Annotated in this window: 13 protein-coding genes; 4 read left to right on the top strand and 9 right to left on the bottom strand. The window is 68.4% G+C overall.

The window, feature by feature from the left end; all coding sequences use genetic code 11:
- Positions 1-92: 92 nt before the first annotated feature.
- The 4 genes from ACLLJJ_RS18410 to ACLLJJ_RS18395 form a co-directional block, all read right to left on the bottom strand.
- Entirely contained in the window at positions 93-2,597 is a 2,505-nt protein-coding gene (locus tag ACLLJJ_RS18410; protein WP_434592634.1) for a SpoIIE family protein phosphatase, read from the bottom strand.
- The gene (locus tag ACLLJJ_RS18405) at positions 2,594-6,910 is read right to left on the bottom strand and encodes a HAMP domain-containing protein (protein ID WP_434592632.1); all 4,317 of its coding nucleotides are present in this window, start codon (positions 6,908-6,910) and stop codon (positions 2,594-2,596) included. Before ACLLJJ_RS18405 ends, ACLLJJ_RS18410 begins: the two co-directional genes overlap by 4 nt.
- Positions 6,911-7,130: 220 nt before the next feature.
- Complete coding sequence (locus ACLLJJ_RS18400; protein WP_434600451.1) at positions 7,131-8,084, bottom strand: anti-sigma factor RsbA family regulatory protein; 954 nt, start codon at positions 8,082-8,084, stop codon at positions 7,131-7,133.
- An 11-nt stretch (positions 8,085-8,095) separates the two neighbouring features.
- A complete protein-coding gene (locus ACLLJJ_RS18395) occupies positions 8,096-8,359 on the bottom strand; it encodes an STAS domain-containing protein (RefSeq protein WP_434600450.1) in 264 nt (87 codons plus the stop codon).
- A gap of 326 nt (positions 8,360-8,685) precedes the next feature.
- Between ACLLJJ_RS18395 and ACLLJJ_RS18390 the strand changes: the two genes are divergently transcribed.
- The gene (locus ACLLJJ_RS18390; protein WP_434600449.1) at positions 8,686-9,564 is read left to right on the top strand and encodes an RNA polymerase sigma factor SigF; all 879 of its coding nucleotides are present in this window, start codon (positions 8,686-8,688) and stop codon (positions 9,562-9,564) included.
- Positions 9,565-9,948: 384 nt separating this feature from the next.
- Here the strand turns inward: ACLLJJ_RS18390 and ACLLJJ_RS18385 are convergent, their stop codons facing one another.
- A complete protein-coding gene (locus tag ACLLJJ_RS18385; RefSeq protein ID WP_434592630.1) occupies positions 9,949-10,788 on the bottom strand; it encodes an NTP transferase domain-containing protein in 840 nt (279 codons plus the stop codon).
- Positions 10,789-10,832: 44 nt separating this feature from the next.
- Between ACLLJJ_RS18385 and ACLLJJ_RS18380 the strand changes: the two genes are divergently transcribed.
- Positions 10,833-11,261, top strand: a complete 429-nt coding sequence (locus ACLLJJ_RS18380) for an NUDIX domain-containing protein (RefSeq protein ID WP_401594201.1) — start codon at positions 10,833-10,835, stop codon at positions 11,259-11,261.
- Here ACLLJJ_RS18380 and ACLLJJ_RS18375 read toward each other — a convergent pair.
- The 4 genes from ACLLJJ_RS18375 to ACLLJJ_RS18360 form a co-directional block, all read right to left on the bottom strand.
- Positions 11,256-12,638, bottom strand: a complete 1,383-nt coding sequence (locus ACLLJJ_RS18375; RefSeq protein WP_434592627.1) for a hypothetical protein — start codon at positions 12,636-12,638, stop codon at positions 11,256-11,258. The genes ACLLJJ_RS18380 and ACLLJJ_RS18375 overlap by 6 nt on opposite strands.
- Positions 12,639-12,804: 166 nt before the next feature.
- Positions 12,805-14,202, bottom strand: a complete 1,398-nt coding sequence (locus tag ACLLJJ_RS18370) for an IS1380 family transposase (RefSeq protein WP_434588185.1) — start codon at positions 14,200-14,202, stop codon at positions 12,805-12,807.
- Between the two features lie 90 nt (positions 14,203-14,292).
- Entirely contained in the window at positions 14,293-14,763 is a 471-nt protein-coding gene (locus ACLLJJ_RS18365) for a hypothetical protein (RefSeq protein WP_434592625.1), read from the bottom strand.
- A 103-nt stretch (positions 14,764-14,866) separates the two neighbouring features.
- Complete coding sequence (locus ACLLJJ_RS18360; protein WP_434592623.1) at positions 14,867-15,304, bottom strand: pyridoxamine 5'-phosphate oxidase family protein; 438 nt, start codon at positions 15,302-15,304, stop codon at positions 14,867-14,869.
- A 699-nt stretch (positions 15,305-16,003) separates the two neighbouring features.
- Here ACLLJJ_RS18360 and ACLLJJ_RS18355 point away from each other — a divergent pair.
- Positions 16,004-16,561, top strand: a complete 558-nt coding sequence (locus ACLLJJ_RS18355) for a hypothetical protein (RefSeq protein ID WP_434592620.1) — start codon at positions 16,004-16,006, stop codon at positions 16,559-16,561.
- A gap of 3 nt (positions 16,562-16,564) precedes the next feature.
- Positions 16,565-17,680 carry an MAB_1171c family putative transporter gene (locus ACLLJJ_RS18350; RefSeq protein WP_434592617.1) on the top strand — a complete coding sequence of 372 codons (1,116 nt, stop codon included), beginning with the start codon at positions 16,565-16,567 and terminating at the stop codon, positions 17,678-17,680.
- The last annotated feature ends 18 nt before the right edge of the window (positions 17,681-17,698 follow it).

Here is a 17,698-nt window from a genome sequence, read left to right as displayed (position 1 = left end):
CAATCACGCCCTGTCCTGCCGGTGAATGGTGGGGACACTTTTCGTGTGACCGCAAAGGCGCCCACCAAACGTCCCACTTGAATTCACCGGCGTCACGACACCTGAATACCGATGAGGCAGGTGTCGTCGTCGGTGTCCGACTTACTGAGGGTGAGGAGCCGGTCGAGCCGGCGCTCCAGGTTGCGGGCCGGGGCCTTCGCCGTGCCGAGCAGTTGCTCCAGGGAATCGTGCACCTCGGTGTCCTTGCGCTCGACGAGTCCGTCGGTGTACATCAGCAGCGTGTCGTCCGGCTCCAGCTGAATTTCCGACTCCTCGTACTCGGCCTCGGCGAGAGCGCCCAGCAGCAGCCCGCCGAGAAGCGGCAGAGTGCTGGCGTCCTGCCCCCGCACCAGCACCGGAGGCAGATGGCCCGCCCTGGCCCAGCGCAGTACCCGGGTCTCCGGGTCGAAGAGGCCGCACACCGCGGTGGCGGTGACCTGTTCGGTGAGGTGGTGGGCCACGATGTTCAGCCAGGACAGCAGTTGGCCGGGGCCCGCGCCGGTGACGGCGAGACCGCGCATGGCGTTGCGCAGCACCACCATGCTGGTGGCCGCCTTGATTCCGTGGCCGGCGATGTCCCCGACGCAGAGCAGTATCCGCTTGGACGGCAGGACGACGGCGTCGTACCAGTCGCCGCCCACCAGCGACTCCGTCTCGGCCGGCCGGTAGCGTACGGCGATCTGCAGGCCGGGGGCGTCGAGCGGGCCCCGGGTCGGCGGCATGATGGCGTGCTGGAGCTGCAGGGTCAGCCGGTTGCGCTCCGCCGACTCCTGCTCGGTCTGCGCGAGTTGATCACGGGTCGCGGCGAGCGCCACCTCGGTCCAGTGCTGGGACGAGATGTCCTGATAGGCACCGCGTACGGCCAGGAGCCGGTCGTCGGCGTCGAGAACGGGCTCGGCGATGACCCGCATGTGCCGGGTCACCCCGTCGGGGCGCATCAGCCGAAAAGCCGTGGAGGTCGCGCGGCGGTGGTGGAGGACCGCCTGCAGGAAACGGCCTATGAGCACGGCGTCGTCCGGGTGCGCGTGCTCGCTGAGATCCTGCAGGGACACCGGCTCCGCGGTGGCCGCCCGTCCGTAGAGGGCGAAGAGCTGACTGTTCCAGGTGATCTCGCCCGTCACGAGGTTCTCCTCGAAACCGCCGATGCGGCCCAGCCGTTGAGCATGCTGCAGCAGGCTGGCGAGCCGGGGCGTCTCGTCCTCGATGCGCCAGATGAGCAGGACGCTGTCGCCGTGCCGGCTGATGCTGAGGTCCGCGACGGACGCGAGGGGCACCTGGTCGACGAGGGCGGTCAGTGTCATCCGCCGGGCGCGGAAGGGCTCACCGGTGGCGTAGACGCGCTCGATCTTCTCGAAGAGCTCGCTGGCACCGGCGGCCGTGGGGTAGGCCTCCAGCAACAGGGCGCCGTTGACGCTGCTGCGGGGGCGCCCCGCCGGATCGACGAAGTCACTGTTCACATGACGGATCCGGAAGTCGCTGAGGTGACCTTCCGCGTCGAGCTGCGGCGTGAGGACCAGCGCGGGGTCGTACAGCCCGTCGGCGAGATCCACCAGCTCGGCGACATCTGCGGGCACGCGCGGCACCGGGGAATGGACCCCCGGCTCGGGGAGGCCTTCGAGGGTGTGGGCGCACAGCTCGGCCAGGGCTTCGATCTGGCGTGCGACGGCGGGTGGCTGAGGCGTGAGCGGCCGGGGCCAGCAGATCTCCAGTACGCCGTGTACGCGTCCGCCCGTTCCGGCGGGCAGGGCGATCCGACCACCGTCCGGTGTCTCCTTGTGGCCGATGGAGGGGATGCCCTCCTTGGCGAGCGAGGAGAAGTGGACGGCGCGTCTCTCGCTGAGTGCCTGCCGGGCGACCGTCGTCACACCAGGGGGTACGTATCGCCAGCGTCCCGCTTCTTCGGCGCTGAATCCGGCGTGCCCGCGCAGGGTGAGCGAGGCGTCCGAACTGGCCGTCCAGACGGCCACCGCGGTGGCCCCCAACGGGGCGAGGGCGTGTTCGAGCAGGGATTCGGCGACGGCCTGGGTGTCCCCGGCGGCCAGCGCGGCGCTCTCGGCGGTGCGCAGGCGTACGGCGACGGAGGAGCCCGCGTTTCTCTGGCCCGTACCGTCGGCCGCCGGGCCACTCGACCCGTCGCGCGACCCACCCGGCCCGTCACTCGCCGCTTCGCCGCTCGTCCGCCGGATGAACTCCTCGGCGATATGGGCGACTTGGTCGCGGGCCGCCTGATTGATGATGTCCGCGGCCAGCTCGACCTGGGACAGGCCCGTCTGCCCGGCGAGTTCCGCGAGCTGGCGCGAGGCCTGCGCCGGACCGCACCCGAGCCGCTCGATCAAAATGCCCTTGGCGAGCTCGACGAGGGCACGGCCGTCGGCAGCGGCATGCGCGGCGCGTACCTCCTCGCGCAGCCGCGCGACCGTGGCGGCGAGGCGTCCGACGGCGGAGTCCTGGCCCGGCGCCGTCTCCGCAACCCCCTCGGGACCGTGGTCCCTGCGGGGGCGGGGCGCCGGCACCGCGCCGTCCGCGACGGCGTCTCCATGGTGTTCAGGAGTGCTCATGGCGCTGTCGGCCCCTGGCTGTCGTTCAGCCAGCGGCTGACACACGCGATCAGGTCATTGGCGTCCACCGGCTTGGTGACGTAGTCGCTCGCCCCGGAGGCGAGACTCTTCTCCCGGTCCCCGGGCATCGCCTTCGCGGTGACCGCGATGATGGGGATACCGGCGTGCTCGGGCATCTGCCGGATCTCGGCCGTGGCCTCGTACCCGTCCATCTCCGGCATCATCACGTCCATCAGGATCAGGTCGATGCGCGGGTGCCGGACGAGTGCCTCGATCCCCTTACGGCCGTTCTCGGCGTGCAGGACCTGGATGTCGTGCAGTTCCAGGATGCCGCTGAGCGCGTAGAGGTTGCGGGCGTCGTCGTCGACGACGAGCACGGTACGGCCGTGCAGCCCGGTGTCGATCGTGAGCGGCGTCTGGCGACGCGTCTCCTCGGTCCTGACCAGGGGCACCACGGCGCCCGGCTGCTCGGCGGACAGATGCAGCGCGATGCGTTCGCGCAGCTCGTCGAGGCTGGACAGCAGCTCCAACGGCCGCTTGCGGGCCCGTGACTGGAGTGCCTGCTCGTGCGCCGCGTCCAGCCGCCGGTTGTTGTGCGCGAGTACGGGGACGGACCGCAGCGCGGGGTCGCCGTCCATCGTGTCCAGGAACCGCAGCGCCTCGCCGTCGGCCATGTCCAGCTCCAGCACCACGCAGTGGAACGGTTCGGTGGCGAGGGCGCCGGCGGCCTCCTGCGGGCTCACCGCCGCGATGACCTCGATGTCCTCGCGGGCGGTGCGCTCGTGGCCGCCGGAGAGCTCGGCGACGGCGCTCTCGGCGACGAGGGAGAGCAGCCCGCGCGGGCGCTGCTCGATGACGAGCAGCCGGCGCGGTTGCCGTGGCGGGGCGGGCGCGGCGACCGGGGCCCGCTGCTCGCTCCCCGCCGCCTCGGCGCCCTTGTCCGCCGGGCCGGCCGGGCCGTCCGGCGCGTGCTCGCGGAAGTCGGCGCGGGCGACCGGCAGATACAGCGTGAAGGAACTGCCCTGGCCGGGTGCGCTCTCGGCCGTGAGCGCGCCGCCGAGCAGATGGGCGATCTCGCGGCTGATGGACAGCCCGAGACCGGTGCCCCCGTACTTGCGGCTGGTGGTGCCGTCCGCCTGCTGGAACGCCCCGAAGATGGTCTTCAGCTGTTGCTCGGCGATGCCGATCCCGGAGTCCTTGACGCGGAAGGCCACGACGGCGCCACCTCGGTGGACCACACCGGGAAGCTCACTGTCGGACGCCGGTTCGATACGGAGTTCCACCCGGCCGCGCTCGGTGAACTTCACCGCGTTGGAGAGCAGGTTCCGCAGGACCTGCCGGAGCCGGGAGTCGTCGGTGAGCAGGTCCACCGGCACACCGGGCGCGGTGGTGATCGTGAAGTCGAGGCTCTTCTGCGTGGTCATCGGCCGGAACGTGGCCTCGACGTAGTCCAGGAGCTGACGCACCGCGACGCGCTCCGGATGGATGTCCATTTTGCCCGCCTCGACCTTGGACAGGTCGAGGATGTCGTTGATCAGCTGAAGCAGGTCGGAGCCAGCCGAGTGGATGATGCCCGCGTACTCGACCTGCTTGGAGGTGAGGTTGCGGTTCGGGTTCTGGGCGAGCAACTGGGCCAGGATCAGCAGGCTGTTGAGCGGGGTCCGCAGTTCGTGGCTCATGTTGGCCAGGAACTCCGACTTGTACTTGGACGCCAGCGACAGCTGCTGGGCGCGGTCCTCCAGCTCCTGCCGCGCCTGCTCGATCTCCAGGTTCTTGCCCTCGATGTCGCTGTTCTGGGCGGCCAGCAGCGCGGCCTTCTCCTCCAACTCCGCGTTGGACCGCTGGAGTTCCTCCTGCTGAACCTGCAACTCGCTGGACCGGGACTGCAGTTCACCCGCGAGTCGCTGCGATTCGTCGAGCAGCTCATCGGTGCGGGCGTTGGCCACGATGGTGTTGACGTTGACGCCCACCATCTCCATGAGCTGCTCCAGGAAGTCCCGGTGGACGGCGGTGAACGCCGTGAACGAGGCGAGCTCGATGACGCCCAGCACCTGGTCGTCGACGACGATCGGCAGCACGATCATGCTGCCGGGTGTCGTCCGGCCGAGCCCCGAGGAGATGCTCACGTAGTCGCCGGGCACCCCGTCGGCGGCGATGGTCCGGCGGCTGCGGGCCGCCTGGCCCACCAGGGACTCGCCCAGCTTGAAACGCTGGGGGCCGGCGCTCCCGGCAGGGCGCCCGTACGAGCCGACGAGCCCGAGCTCGGTGCCGTCCGGGGTGTCCTCCGCGAGGTAGAAGGCGCCGTACTGGGCGGAGACGAGCGGGGTGAGCTCGTCCATGACCAGCTCACCGACCACGGCCAGATCGCGGTGGCCCTGCATCAGGCCCGAGATCCGGGCCAGGTTGGACTTCAGCCAGTCCTGTTCCTGGTTGGCCCGGGTGGTCTCGCGCAGCGAGCCGACCATCGAGTTGATGTTGTCCTTCAGCTCCGCGACCTCACCGGAGGCGTCCACGGTGATGGACCGCGTCAGGTCGCCCTCGGCGACGGCGCTGGCGACCTCGGCGATGGCCCGCACCTGTCGGGTGAGGTTGCCCGCCAGCTCGTTCACGTTCTCGGTGAGGCGCTTCCAGGTGCCGGACACGCCTTCGACCTCGGCCTGTCCGCCGAGGCGGCCCTCGCTGCCCACCTCGCGGGCGACGCGGGTGACTTCGGCGGCGAACGCGGACAGCTGGTCGACCATCGTGTTGATGGTGGTCTTCAGCTCCAGGATCTCGCCGCGCGCGTCCACGTCGATCTTCTTCGACAGGTCGCCATTGGCGACGGCGGTGGTGACCAGGGCGATGTTGCGGACCTGCCCGGTCAGGTTGTTCGCCATGGAGTTGACGTTGTCGGTGAGGTCCTTCCAGGTGCCGGCGACGTTCGGCACCCGGGCCTGGCCGCCGAGCCGCCCCTCGGTGCCGACCTCGCGCGCCACGCGGGTCACCTCGTCGGCGAACGCGGACAGGGTGTCGACCATCGTGTTGATGACCTCGGCCAGCGCGGCGACCTCGCCCTTCGCCTCGACGGTGATCTTGCGGGACAGGTCGCCGCGCGCCACGGCGTTGGCGACGTCGGCGATGGAACGCACCTGGCCCGTGAGGTTGGAGGCCATCACATTGACGTTGTCGGTGAGGTCCTTCCAGGTGCCGGAGGCGCCCCGGACGGTCGCCTGCCCACCGAGATTGCCCTCGGTGCCCACCTCGCGGGCGACGCGGGTGACTTCGTCGGCGAACGCGGACAGCTGGTCGACCATCGTGTTGATGGTCTCCTTCAGCTCCAGGATCTCCCCACGCGCGTCCACCCGGATCTTCTGGGTGAGGTCTCCCTGCGCGACGGCCGTGGTGACCTCGGCGATGGAACGCACCTGGGCCGTCAGGTTGTCGCCCATGACGTTGACCGACTCGGTGAGGTCCTTCCAGGTGCCGGAGACACCCTTGACGTCGGCCTGACCGCCGAGCCGCCCCTCCGTACCGACCTCACGGGCCACCCGGGTGACCTCGTCGGCGAACGCGGACAGCTGGTCGACCATCGTGTTGATGGTCTCCTTCAGCTCCAGGATCTCGCCCCGGGCATCCACATCGATCTTCTGCGACAGATCGCCCTGGGCGACCGCCGTGGCGACCTGCGCGATGGAGCGCACCTGCGCGGTCAGGTTGCCCGCCATGAAGTTCACGGAGTCGGTGAGGTCGCGCCAGGTGCCGGAGACACCCTTGACGTCGGCCTGCCCACCGAGCCGCCCGTCGGTGCCCACTTCGCGGGCGACGCGGGTGACTTCGTCGGCGAACGCGGACAGCTGGTCGACCATCGTGTTGATGGTCTCCTTCAGCTCCAGGATCTCCCCACGCGCGTCCACGTCGATCTTCTGCGACAGATCGCCCCGGGCGACGGCTGTGGCCACATGGGCGATGTCGCGGACCTGGGTGGTGAGATTGCCCGCCATCGCGTTCACCGAATCGGTGAGGTCCGCCCAGGTGCCGGAGACACCGGGCACCTCGGCCTGGCCGCCCAGTGTTCCTTCGGTGCCGACCTCGCGCGCGACCCGGGTCACCTCGGACGTGAACAGCGAGAGCTGATCGACCATGCCGTTGAACACGGTGGCGATCTCGCCGAGCAGCCCGTCCGTCTCGTCGGGCAGCCGCGTGCCGAAGTCGCCGTCCCGCACCGCGGTGAGTCCGTCGAGCAACTGCCGCAGTTCCGGCTCCCCCACCTTGGCGGTTCCCCGCGACCGTGCCCGCTGTACTGGACGCGAGTTCTCGACTGTCGTCTCAGCCATGCCCATCCTCGTTGCGCTCCCCGGGCGCCCTGCCGAAGACAGGACACCGCCACGACCCGCGAGCGGGGCCGCCCCCCTGCGCCGCGGAACCACGGTCACGGACCGCCAGCCGGTCCTGGATCGTTGCCCTACGACAAAAGTACGAGGCAGATTACCCCGGCGCCCCCCGGAAACGGTACTGACCCCGGACCTGTCCGCGGGCGCGCCCGCCGAAACCGACCTAGCGGTTGTCGGAGCGAGCGGGCGTGCGGTCGAGGTAGAACCGGGTGGTGGTCCCGTTCGCCGTGGTGTGGGTGCGCACCAGGTCGCTCAAATGGTTGACCAGCAGCAGGCCACGGCCGCCGGGCCTGCTCGGTGGGGGAAGCCGCCGGCCCGCGAGCGGGTCGGTGAGATGGCCCCGGTCGTGCACCTCGCACACGATCTGACCGTCCTCGGCCCAGATGCGCAGGGTGCCGGTACCGCCACCGTGGATCACACTGTTGGTGGTCAACTCGGCCACCGCCAGCGCCAGATCGTCGAGACGCTCGGCGGCCAGCCCGAGGTCGGCGGCCAGCCGGGACGCGAGCGCCCGCACGTCGGGCAGCAGCCCGCTGTCGAAGACGAAGGCGGACAGCCCCGGCGGCCGGGGAAGCGGCTGGTTGTACGCCGCCACGGTGCGGTCGGGGTCATAGGCCGCACTCGGCCGCTCGACCGTGTCCTCTATGAGCACCGGGTGGGTGGCGTGGGCGTCGGCGAGTACCTGCGCGTCGAGGCGTGTGACGTCGTACGGGCACAGGATGGTCGCCGCCCGGTCCCGGAAGGCGTCATTGATCAGCGCCTCGTGCTGGACGCAGGCGGGATACTCGGCCTGATTGCGGCCGGCCCAGATCGGCTCACCGATGATCCGCACCCGGCTGCCGGGGTGGGCGTCGGCGAAGGTGCGCAGCACGCGGGGGATGATCCGCCCCGGGTTGCGTCCGGCCTGCGCCATGTCGATCATGCGGATCTTCCCGGCCCGGTCGCCGAGCTCGGCCGACAGCAGGTCGAGGCGCGGCCGGGGGACGGCGACGGCCACCGGTTCACCCGCGGCCAGTCCGGCGTCGATGAACGGGAGGGTGCCGGCGAGGTACGTGGCGTCGTCCCGGTAGAAGAGGGCCGGGTGTACGAACGACTCGTCCGCCGCCGTCACCGGCATCGCGCTGGTCGTCATCCCGTCACCTCAATCGTCGCCAGGTCCGGCCAGAACATGTCCAAGGTCCGCCGCAGCGAGGGCGGTGGCCGTTCGACGACCATCCGCCGGCCGGCCCCGCGGACCAGGGCCGCCGCGGCCAGCGTGCTGGCCCCGGCCACATCGACGAAGGTCAGACGGGCCAGGTCCAGATAGACGTCCTCCTGGCGGTCGGCCAGGGCATCCAGTGCACGCGCCCACGTCGGGTGTGTGGTCAAGCTGACCTCCCCCGCAGCACTCAGTCCGGACCGGTTCGCCAGCGGGCGGACCTCAAGGGTGGCCGGGGACGATTCATGCGCTTCCCCGGCTGTCGTGCGCGGATGATTCACCAGACCCCCCGAGTCCCGTCGCATTGTCACATCGCTCAGTATCGCCCACGCCCGCGCCCCGGTCGCCGGGTTCGGGCAAGCCCGGCCCACCGCCGAGCCACGAACGCAAGTGGTCAAAAAAGATCGGGGCAGGACAGCGCAAAGCGAATGGCGCCGGGATTCGGGGGCATACGTAGCTCGGCAACCACCCCGACGATCTCAAAGGTGATGACGTGTCCATACCCACGCAGTCCGCAGGACTGTCCGTCCACCACCTCACCTCCGCCGGGTCCCCGGGCGCCGACGAGCGGCTCGTGGGTGGACTGCCGTGGATCGAGGACGCCGGAAAGATCGCCCCGAAGGACGCCAGGGAGCTGTCGAAGCTCTTCTTCGACCAGTTGCAGGTCCTCGAAGAGGGCACCCACGAGCACCAGTACGCCCGCAACACCCTCATCGAGATGAACCAGTCCCTCGTCCGCTTCGCGGCGAACCGTTTCCGCAGCCGCGGCAACGAGGGCATGGAGGACATCATCCAGGTCGGCACGATCGGCCTGATCAAGGCCATCGACCGGTTCGACCTGTCCCGCGAAGTCGAGTTCCCCACCTTCGCCATCCCGTACATCATCGGCGAGATCAAGCGGTTCTTCCGCGACACCACCTGGGCCGTGCACGTTCCGCGACGGCTGCAGGAGCTGCGCGTCGAGCTGGCCAAGGCCAAGGAGCAGCTGGCCGTCACGCCGGACCGCAACCCCACCGTCGCCGAACTCGCCGCGCATCTGGAGCTGAGCGAGGACGAGGTCATCGAGGGCCTGGTGGCGTCCAACGGCTACACCGCCGGCTCGCTGGACACGCCCTCCGACAGCGGTGACGACGGTCAGGTCAACAAGAGTGGCCGCACGTACGCCGACTCCATGGGCGACTACGACCCGGCGATGGAACTGGTCGAGGACTTCCAGACGCTCGCCCCGCTGCTCGGCGCACTCGACGACCGCCGCCGCAGCATCGTCGAGATGCGCTTCGGCCAGGAAATGACCCAGGCGCAGATCGGCGAGAAGCTCGGAGTCTCACAAATGCAGGTCTCCCGCCTCCTGACCGGCACCCTGGCCACTCTCAGGGCCGGCATGCTCACCGAGGACTGACCCCGCCCCGAAAGCCAAAAAGAGGCCCCCCGGCCTGCGCTTCCGCAGGCCGGGGGGCCTCTTTCACTGTGGAGCCTAGGAGATTCGAACCCAAAATCGTTATCGCTCTGACCTGCGGAAACGCCGGAGAACCGGGACATTAGGCCCTGTTTCCATCCTCCTGCATCCTGCTCTATCTGCCTCGATCAGGCTCCCGTGTTGACGCGTCAACACGGGACCGACACACGTTGCTGGAGGAAATCTCCGACCTCGACCAAACCCCTTCCCGCCTTGCCAGACTGCCGATACGCGTTCCGACCCACACCCCTTGCGCCAGCAAAGCGGTGACGGTGGCCCACGAGCGGCCTCGTTGGCGTCAGCACCGGTCCGTGCCCACCTCTGTGGTCAGTGGCCCGGCACCAGTTCTCTCGTCGGACTCGGTACGCCGAGATCCGTCAAGGGCTTCGTATTGGTTACCACATCAACGCGATGCGATCTCGCGTACGAGGCCAAGGCCAACGAAAGCTTCGGCTCGCTGCTCGTGCTCTGAGCGACTACCGCCAGGTAGCGCAGCAGCCTCGGCGTCACTCTCATCCGGCCTTGAAGGAGTCGGAGGTTGGCGATGCCGCACTCCGCCTCCAGGCGGATCGTCTCGTCTCGGTCGGGTTTCTCGACCAGCCCCACCATCCTCTGCACCGGCCCCTCGCCAGTACAGACGATCACTCCGTGGCTGCTTGCCGCGTTGGCGTCGAACGGTGCCGCCAGAACCGCCGGAATGGCCGACGGAGTCGCTGTGACGAGGGCGGACAGCGCTGTATGGGTCGGGTCGACGTTGTCAGCAAAGACCACGTAGAACTCCCCCGTGCGCAGGTGTTCGGAACCGTTCAACACGGACGTGACATCGGCGTATCGGCCGTGTTGGGCGATGAAGTCGACTTGCAGATGATCGGCGGCTCGGGGCTGCACCGGGAGCTGGTTCGTGAGGCTCTGATAGCGGGCCAAAGCCCCTGGAGCAAGGACCTGGCGGGTCCAGTCGATCAGCGGCGTGTAGTACGGGTGGTGGACTACCACGGCGCGATCACTCCCGATGGCAGCGACCTCATCCACGATGTGCGCGAGGCCCGGCCGGCCACAGACAGGCCGCAGCTCCTTGGGCAGGTACGGTGACCAACTGCCTACGCGGGTGCCCAATCCCCCGGCGGCGATCACCACCGGTGGCGCGGCGGAGGTTGACGGCCGTTTCATCGGTGTCCCCTTCGGGCCGGTCCCCCGAGCGATAGCGTCGGCGGATGCATACACGTGTGACGGGCATCGTCATCGAGGACGACAAGATCCTGGTGCTCAACCAGGACACCGACGGCCCCAGGACCTGGTCCCTGCCTGGCGGCAAGGTCGAGGACGGCGAGGCTCTGGAAGAGGCGCTGATCAGAGAGATGCGGGAGGAAACCGGCGCCGAGGTTGAAGTGGGCCGGTTGCTGTATCTGTGCGACAACACGAGTGCTCACGTCGTTCACATCACCTTCGAGGCCCGCATCGTGGGCGGGGAGATCGGAGCGGTCAAGGAGGGTGCGGACACGCGGCCGATCCGAGGCGTCGAGTTCGTGGCGCTGGACGACCTGCCCGACCGAGGCTTCAGTGACGTGTTCGTGAAGCTCTGCCGGGACGGGTTCCCGGGCGCGGGTTCGTACATGGGGCCGAAGTCCGCGATCGGCCTATAGGCCGATCGAACTGATCAGCAGCCGGTCGAGTTCGCCTGGCGTGGTCCGGGCGGACTCGTTGACGGCGTCGACCCACTGATTGAGCAGGTGCGCGAGCTCCCAAGCTCCGAGCCGGGCGGCATCGGTGGTTTGGGGGTCGCGCACCAAGCGGACCCCAACGCCTCGTGAGGAGCCCAGCAGGTAGCGCGAACGGACGGCTGACACCGCATCTTCGGTGCTCGGAGTGTTCCAGGCCGCGCCGAACAAGTACCGCTGCAAGGGCTGGGCTTCAGGCAGCGCAGGGCCATCGCCACACCAGAACTGAACGTTGCCGATCAGGTGGTGAATCTCCCGGTCGCCAAGGCCGGGTTCCATCACAGGACAGCTGTCCCCCACGGCATAGCCGCTGTTGTACGCCCGCGCGCCCTTCGTGGCGTCCAAGGCTTCGGCCCGGCTGGGCAACCGCGCTCCGAACCATGCTGCCGCGACGGCCGCCCCGATCCAGGTGACCCAGTACGCGGGATGGGACTCGTATCCGCGGCTAACCCGCCAGCGCCGATCGACCGGGTCGTAGTGGAGTCGTCCACCACGTTCGTGGGGCATCGGGCAGACCAGAAGATTGGTGCCGAGCCGGGAGTTCACCGCACCGCCCGCGTGCAGCATGGTCAGCAGCTCGGCCATTTCCGTGTTGGTGACCAGCAGATTGCGCCACTGGGATCGCCCTACCGGCCTGTAAGCCGGTTTGGCCGTCCGCTGGGGAGCAGGTTGGGCGCGGACGCGGTGGCTGGGCCGGAGCACGGGTTCGTGCAGCTCGTACTGATCGTCACCAGCTAGCCACTGGGTGACGGTCTCGGTCACTTCGGGGTCGAGCTGTTGGCGGGCCTGGGCAACGGTCTTCTCTACCGCCGCGCTGACGAGGTCCACCACACCGGGGGCCAACTCGGCGACCAAGGTCTCCTTGCGTCCGATGGTGGCGAAGGTGGTGTCCGCCGCAGCTGTGGCGCCAGCAGCGTTAGGCGACGCACCGGCCGGTTCCGGCATTTCGATACCGAGGAACTGGGTGAGACCCGCTTCTGTACGTCCGGGATCGCTGACGTGCTGTTCGTACGGGATGACCAGGCGGGGGCGGCGGGACGGCTCGTCTCCGTCGAAGAGGGCGCGGGCGAGCAACAGGGAGTTCACGACGATCAGCCGCCCCAAAGCGGTGGCCGGATCGGGGTCGTCCTGCGGGAGGAGCGGCGCGAAGACCGTACGCCACCTCGGGGCGCGGGCCGTCGCGGCAACCTGGGCGTAGCGGTCGCTGTAGCGCCATCGGTCCCAGAGCCGGCCTCGGGCGAATGAGGAAGCGATTCCGATGGGTGCCCGGGTGAGGATGACGGCCGGCGAATCAGGCAGCATCCCTAAGCCTTGATCCACCGACGTGGTCTGAAAGTGATCTTCTGACTGATTTCTGAGCCGGGTTCGGGATGTCCGTTGAGGTTGGGCAGCCTGTAGCCGCTGGTCTGCCCAGCGTTTCCACGTGTTCGGTTCCGGTTGGGCCCTGGTGGGCGGGGTGGTCAGGGGATCAGGCTGGCGGGGGTGGGTCGTGGACGGTGTCGAAGAGGTGTGTCCAGGCTTGCTGCCAGGGCCAGTTGCGTGGCAGGTGCAGGGTGAGGCGTCGTGCGGAGCGGGCGATCCTGGCGGGGACGTGGACGAGGTGGGTGCGCAGGGTGGCGGTGGTGGCTTTGGCGTGGAAGGGCGAGGTCAGTGCACCGGTGGCCCGCAGCAGGTTGTAGGTCATCGCCCACAGGGTCAGCCAGGCCGCGTTGGCATTGAAGTGTCCAGACGGCAGGTGGGCCAGAGCTCCGGCTTTGCTGTCCGCGATGACCTGCTCGACCACGGCGTGGTGGCGGTGTTCCCGCTCGGCCTGAAGGGTCTGGGCCGGGTTGTCGGTGAAGAAGGGGTGGTAGCGCCAGAGGGGGAACAGTTCGCCCTGCTCGCCCACGACGGCGGGTTTGGCCAGGTCACGGACCCGGCGCACGATCAGCCGGGCGGTGACGTGCTCGCTCTTCTTGCGGCCGGTGAACGCGGTGTATGCGGGTATCTCGGCGACCTCGGCGTCCGAGATGAGCTCACCGGTGTCGGGGTCGGGTACCGCGGTCGGGTACGTGATCTGCTGCCAGTCGTGGTCGGGGATGGCGTGGACGGCCCGTTTGATGGAGGGGTTCATGCCGGTGGTGATCGAGAAGTGGGCTCCGGCCCGGCGGCAGGCGGCGATCACACCGGCGTTGTAGAACTGCGAGTCCGCGCGCAGGATGCGGGTGCCGGTGCAGCCGGCTTCCCGGGCGGTGGCCAGGGCCTCGGCCACGAACTTCGGGGCGCCCCGGGAGTCGGCCGCTTTGCCGCGGCGCATTCGCACCGCGGCGATCACCGGCCTCGACCGGGGGGTGCAGATCGTGGCCAGCAGGGGGTGCAGGGTGCGGATGCCCTTGAACCGTCCGTACTCGGCGCCCTGCTTGGTCCGGCCGTAGACGCGTTTGTGGGTGGAGTCGACATCGATGAACGCCATCGCGTCGGCGCCGGGCAGCAGCGGGGTATGCGCGGCCAGCTCCGCAAGGAATTTCCGGTGCACGGCGTGGAGTTGGAGTGCGTGACCGTGGGTGAACGCGCGCAGGAAGCTGCCCAGGGTGGACGGGGCACGGATGCCCGCGAAGACGACAGGCATCGCACCGTGTCGCAGGACGTGGAGGTCGTCGATACTGTCCGCCCCGGCGGCCATCCCGGCCACGATGCTGGTGACCTTGGCGTCGGCCGACGCGCCCGCGCCGTTCGCCGCCCCCGTCAGCTTCACCTTCTCCGCCGCCAGGCGCGAAAGCCCGCACCGCTCGGCCAGCCGCATCACCGGGACCAGCCCGGCATGCGCGATCAGATTCTCGTCGTCGAACGCAGCGGAGACCGCCGCCCGGGTATGGGAAACTTGCATCTCGGAAGTGCCTTGCTGATTGTGTGTGCTGGAAGCCTCAAGAACTCCCATCATCGCAGGTCACAAGGCACTTCTTCGTTTTCCCAAAAGTTACCCACAGGCACCAAATCGGTGGATCAAGGCTAAGACGGTGTCCGTGGCGAAGAAGAGGTTCGTCTCCTTGACCAAGTGCCTTGGTTTCCCGTGCAGGTCGCTGAGCGCGCCGAGGAGATGGTGCCAGCCCAAGCCAGTGAGTCCGGTTCCCTGGAGGCTTGGCGGTACGCGGTTACCAGGCGACAGCGGGTGTTCGCGGCCGAGCTGCTGGCGGAAAGGCTCGTTGTGCTGCGGCATCGTCCCGCGCAACGAGTCGGACAGCCAGTTCGATCCGACCCTCTCGAAGATGCCGAGGGCCAGCGCTGGCGGCGAAACTGGCCCTCCGCCCTGCTCCTTCAGGTGGGCGGCCAGGCGCGCGACGATGCTATGGATAGTGCCGTCGGGCAGAGCCGCGCTCAACGCGGGGTGCGGCTTCGCGGGCGGTAAGGGTGCCGCGCCGGGCTCCGTCTGTTCGTGACTTGTTGTCATGACCCGCAAACGTAGAGCCACTTCGAGCGCCCACCCCTGAGGAAAACTCAGGGCTGAGTAACGCTCAGGGTCTGCATATGCCTATGTCTCGGGTCGCTTGACGCTACGCAGCGGCCTGGCCCGTCTGAGGGCGGGCGCCCAAGGTCTGACCCAGTGCCCGTTCGATCGAAATCAGGATGGCCACCCGCTCGGGGTCTGGGGCCGGCGTGCGACCGTATCGCTTTCCGTAGCGGGCCACCGCGTCTTCGACCACAGCCTCGTCGGTGCACACCTCCGCGACCCCTTCGAGCGTGGCCCACCGGCCGCCGTCGACCTGGCACACGGCTACGCGGGCTTCGCCCCCACTCGCGAGAATGTTGGCCACTTTACGACTCGATTTGCGGGTGATAACTCGGGCCACGCCAGCGGCGGCGTCCACCGTCACACCGACCGGCACAACATGCGGTCGCCCGTTGGGCCGCAGCGTGGTCAGCGTGCACAGGTGGTACTCGCTCCAGAACTCCAGGTAGTTGTCCGACTGGGCGGATATCGCGTTCGACATGGCTGAAAGCGTAAACGCCACAGTTGCCCGAACTGCCCCAGAGTGACCGTCACCACACCCCTTCCGATCTGCCATTTTGTCCACTTCGCGGGTGTTTGCGAGAGCGTCAGGCCGATCGAAAGTCTCAGGTTGATAACAGAGTCATCTATCAACTCGCGAAAGTTGATCCGTTCACGCCAGACCTTAAAGCAGCAGCTCAAAGCACCGTATGGGATTCAACAAGGTTGTTTTAGGTCGCTTTGACTGGTTGAAGTTACCTGCCGTCTACACGAATCGATCATGACTTTTAGGCCATGTCTTGTCGGATGCTTCACGTACTGTCCAACGAGGTTCCCGAGAGCTCCGCGGGGCAGCCCCGCCCGGGGCGTCAGGGCGCGTTCGCGTACGTGACATCCGAGCAGACGGCGAGCCCTGGATGTCTAACATCCCTCCCCCTGCGAGGGGGGGGCAGTGGGGGCGCAGGTGCAGCCGACTGCGGTCGTTTCCGGCGCCGGGAACCGGACGTCATCGACATGGGCGCGGTGTCGCCCGGCTCGGGGAGCCATCACAGCCGGTTGGAGGGATTACTCAGTGTGGTCGGATAAGAGTGGCCGAGACGCGGCGGAGCCCAAGGTTCCCGCTCAAGACGGAGCCAACCGCCGACGCCTTGGACGCTGGCGTACAGCCACGGCCCGAACGGTGGAGAAGGATCTGCACCGGATGATTCGGCGTGAGCTGCAAGATCTCGGGGTCACTCCCCCGCTCGACGTTCACGACCTCTGCGAGAAGCTGAGCCGACGGCGCGGACGCCCTCTGTTTCTGCGTGCAGCTCCGCTGCCCAAGCCCGGCCCCTCGGGCATGTGGGCGGAGTACGACACCTACGACGTGATCCTGTACCAGCAGGAGACGACCGACCTGCACCAGGACGGGATCATCCTGCACGAGGTCGGGCACATCCTCGTGGCGGAGAACGAGAAGGCAGCCGAGGACTCCGCCCGCGGGGTGGAGACAGACACGCCCGATACAGCCACTGATGAGGACGCGGCGGCCGTCGATGTGGAGGGGTGGGCCACCCTGCTGCCGGTCTTCGGGACCGAGGCGGTCAAGCGTGTCGCCCAGCGTTGCTCGTACGACGACGGCGAGGAGTGCTCCGTCGAACTCGTCGCGACGATCATCCTGGAGTGGTCGGCCCTGCTCGCAAACTCCACTCCTCCGGCTGATGATCCCGCCCTGCGCCGGGTCGAGGCGGCTCTTGGCGACCGGCGAGGATGGCTGTAACTCGTGGAACTCCTGCTCCTGGGGCTCCTGGCCGCACTGGTCTGGAAGCTCTACCAGTGGAAGCGAAGCCCGCATGACGCACCTCTTCGCTCGGTCACCCTCTGCCTGCTCTGCGCTGCGCTCTCGTACCCCGTAGCGATGCCCGGCGGCGCGTCCGGAGTCGACACCGTCGCCGGCCACGGGACGGCGAAGCTGATCCAGAACGTCCTGTTGCTCCTGACGGTCTACTTCCTCATGTGCTTCTACCTCTACTCCGCCGCTGACGAAGAAGCGGGGCGTCGGCGGGCACGCAGGGAAGCCGTGCTCGTCGGGGTCGTCGCAGTCGCGATCACCGTGGCTGCGCTGTCGGTGCCGCACGAGGTCTTCGCCGGCAGCTTCAGCACAGCCGACATGACGATTCCCCAGATCGCCTTCTTCTACGGCGGCGCTGGCCTCTACCTCATGTATGCCCTCGGCATGGCGTTTCGGTGGACTCGCCGATACGCCCGCATGTCCCGACGCCCGCACTCCACCGGGCTCTGGATGACCGCCGTCGGTCTGGGAGCGATGGCCGTAGCGTGCGCGATTCGAGCCGTCATCGTCGCCGTTCGCTCAGCAGACGTGGACGTGCCACATCTCCTTATGGCGGCCGTGGCCTTCCTCTTGGTCGCATCAATCCTGCTGTTCGCCGCGGGTGTCACCTACTCCGGAGCCCGAGCGCGAATCTCCTCCCTACGACTCTGGCTTCAACACCGGCGTGATCACCGTCGCCTCTCGCCTTTGTGGGAGTTGTTGGCGGAGGCGTATCCGGACAACGTGCTGAGGCCGGCATCCTCTGCTGCACTGGACCGATGGCGGGCCCGTGGCGTGCACCGGCGCTACCACCGCCGCATCGTGGAGTGCCGCGACGGCCTGGTGGACATCAGCCCGTACCTGCTGGACGAGGGTGACGACAGCACAGTCCTCAACATCGACTCCGCCGAGCTCGCCGCCCGGCTCCGCCGGGCCTCCGCTCGGATCGAGAAGGGGGTCCCCGCGCCCCGCCGCGCGGTCCCGCTCGCGATGGCGCTGGGGAGCGACCGCGAGTCGGATGTGAAACAACTGATTGCGGTATCCGACGAACTGCGCGCAGCCGCATGACCTCGCAAGATCAAGGAG

The organism is Streptomyces sp. A5-4, from assembly GCF_051131715.1.
In the GTDB taxonomy this organism is placed as follows: Bacteria; Actinomycetota; Actinomycetes; order Streptomycetales; family Streptomycetaceae; genus Streptomyces.
This window is presented reverse-complemented; position numbering and strand designations above follow the sequence as displayed.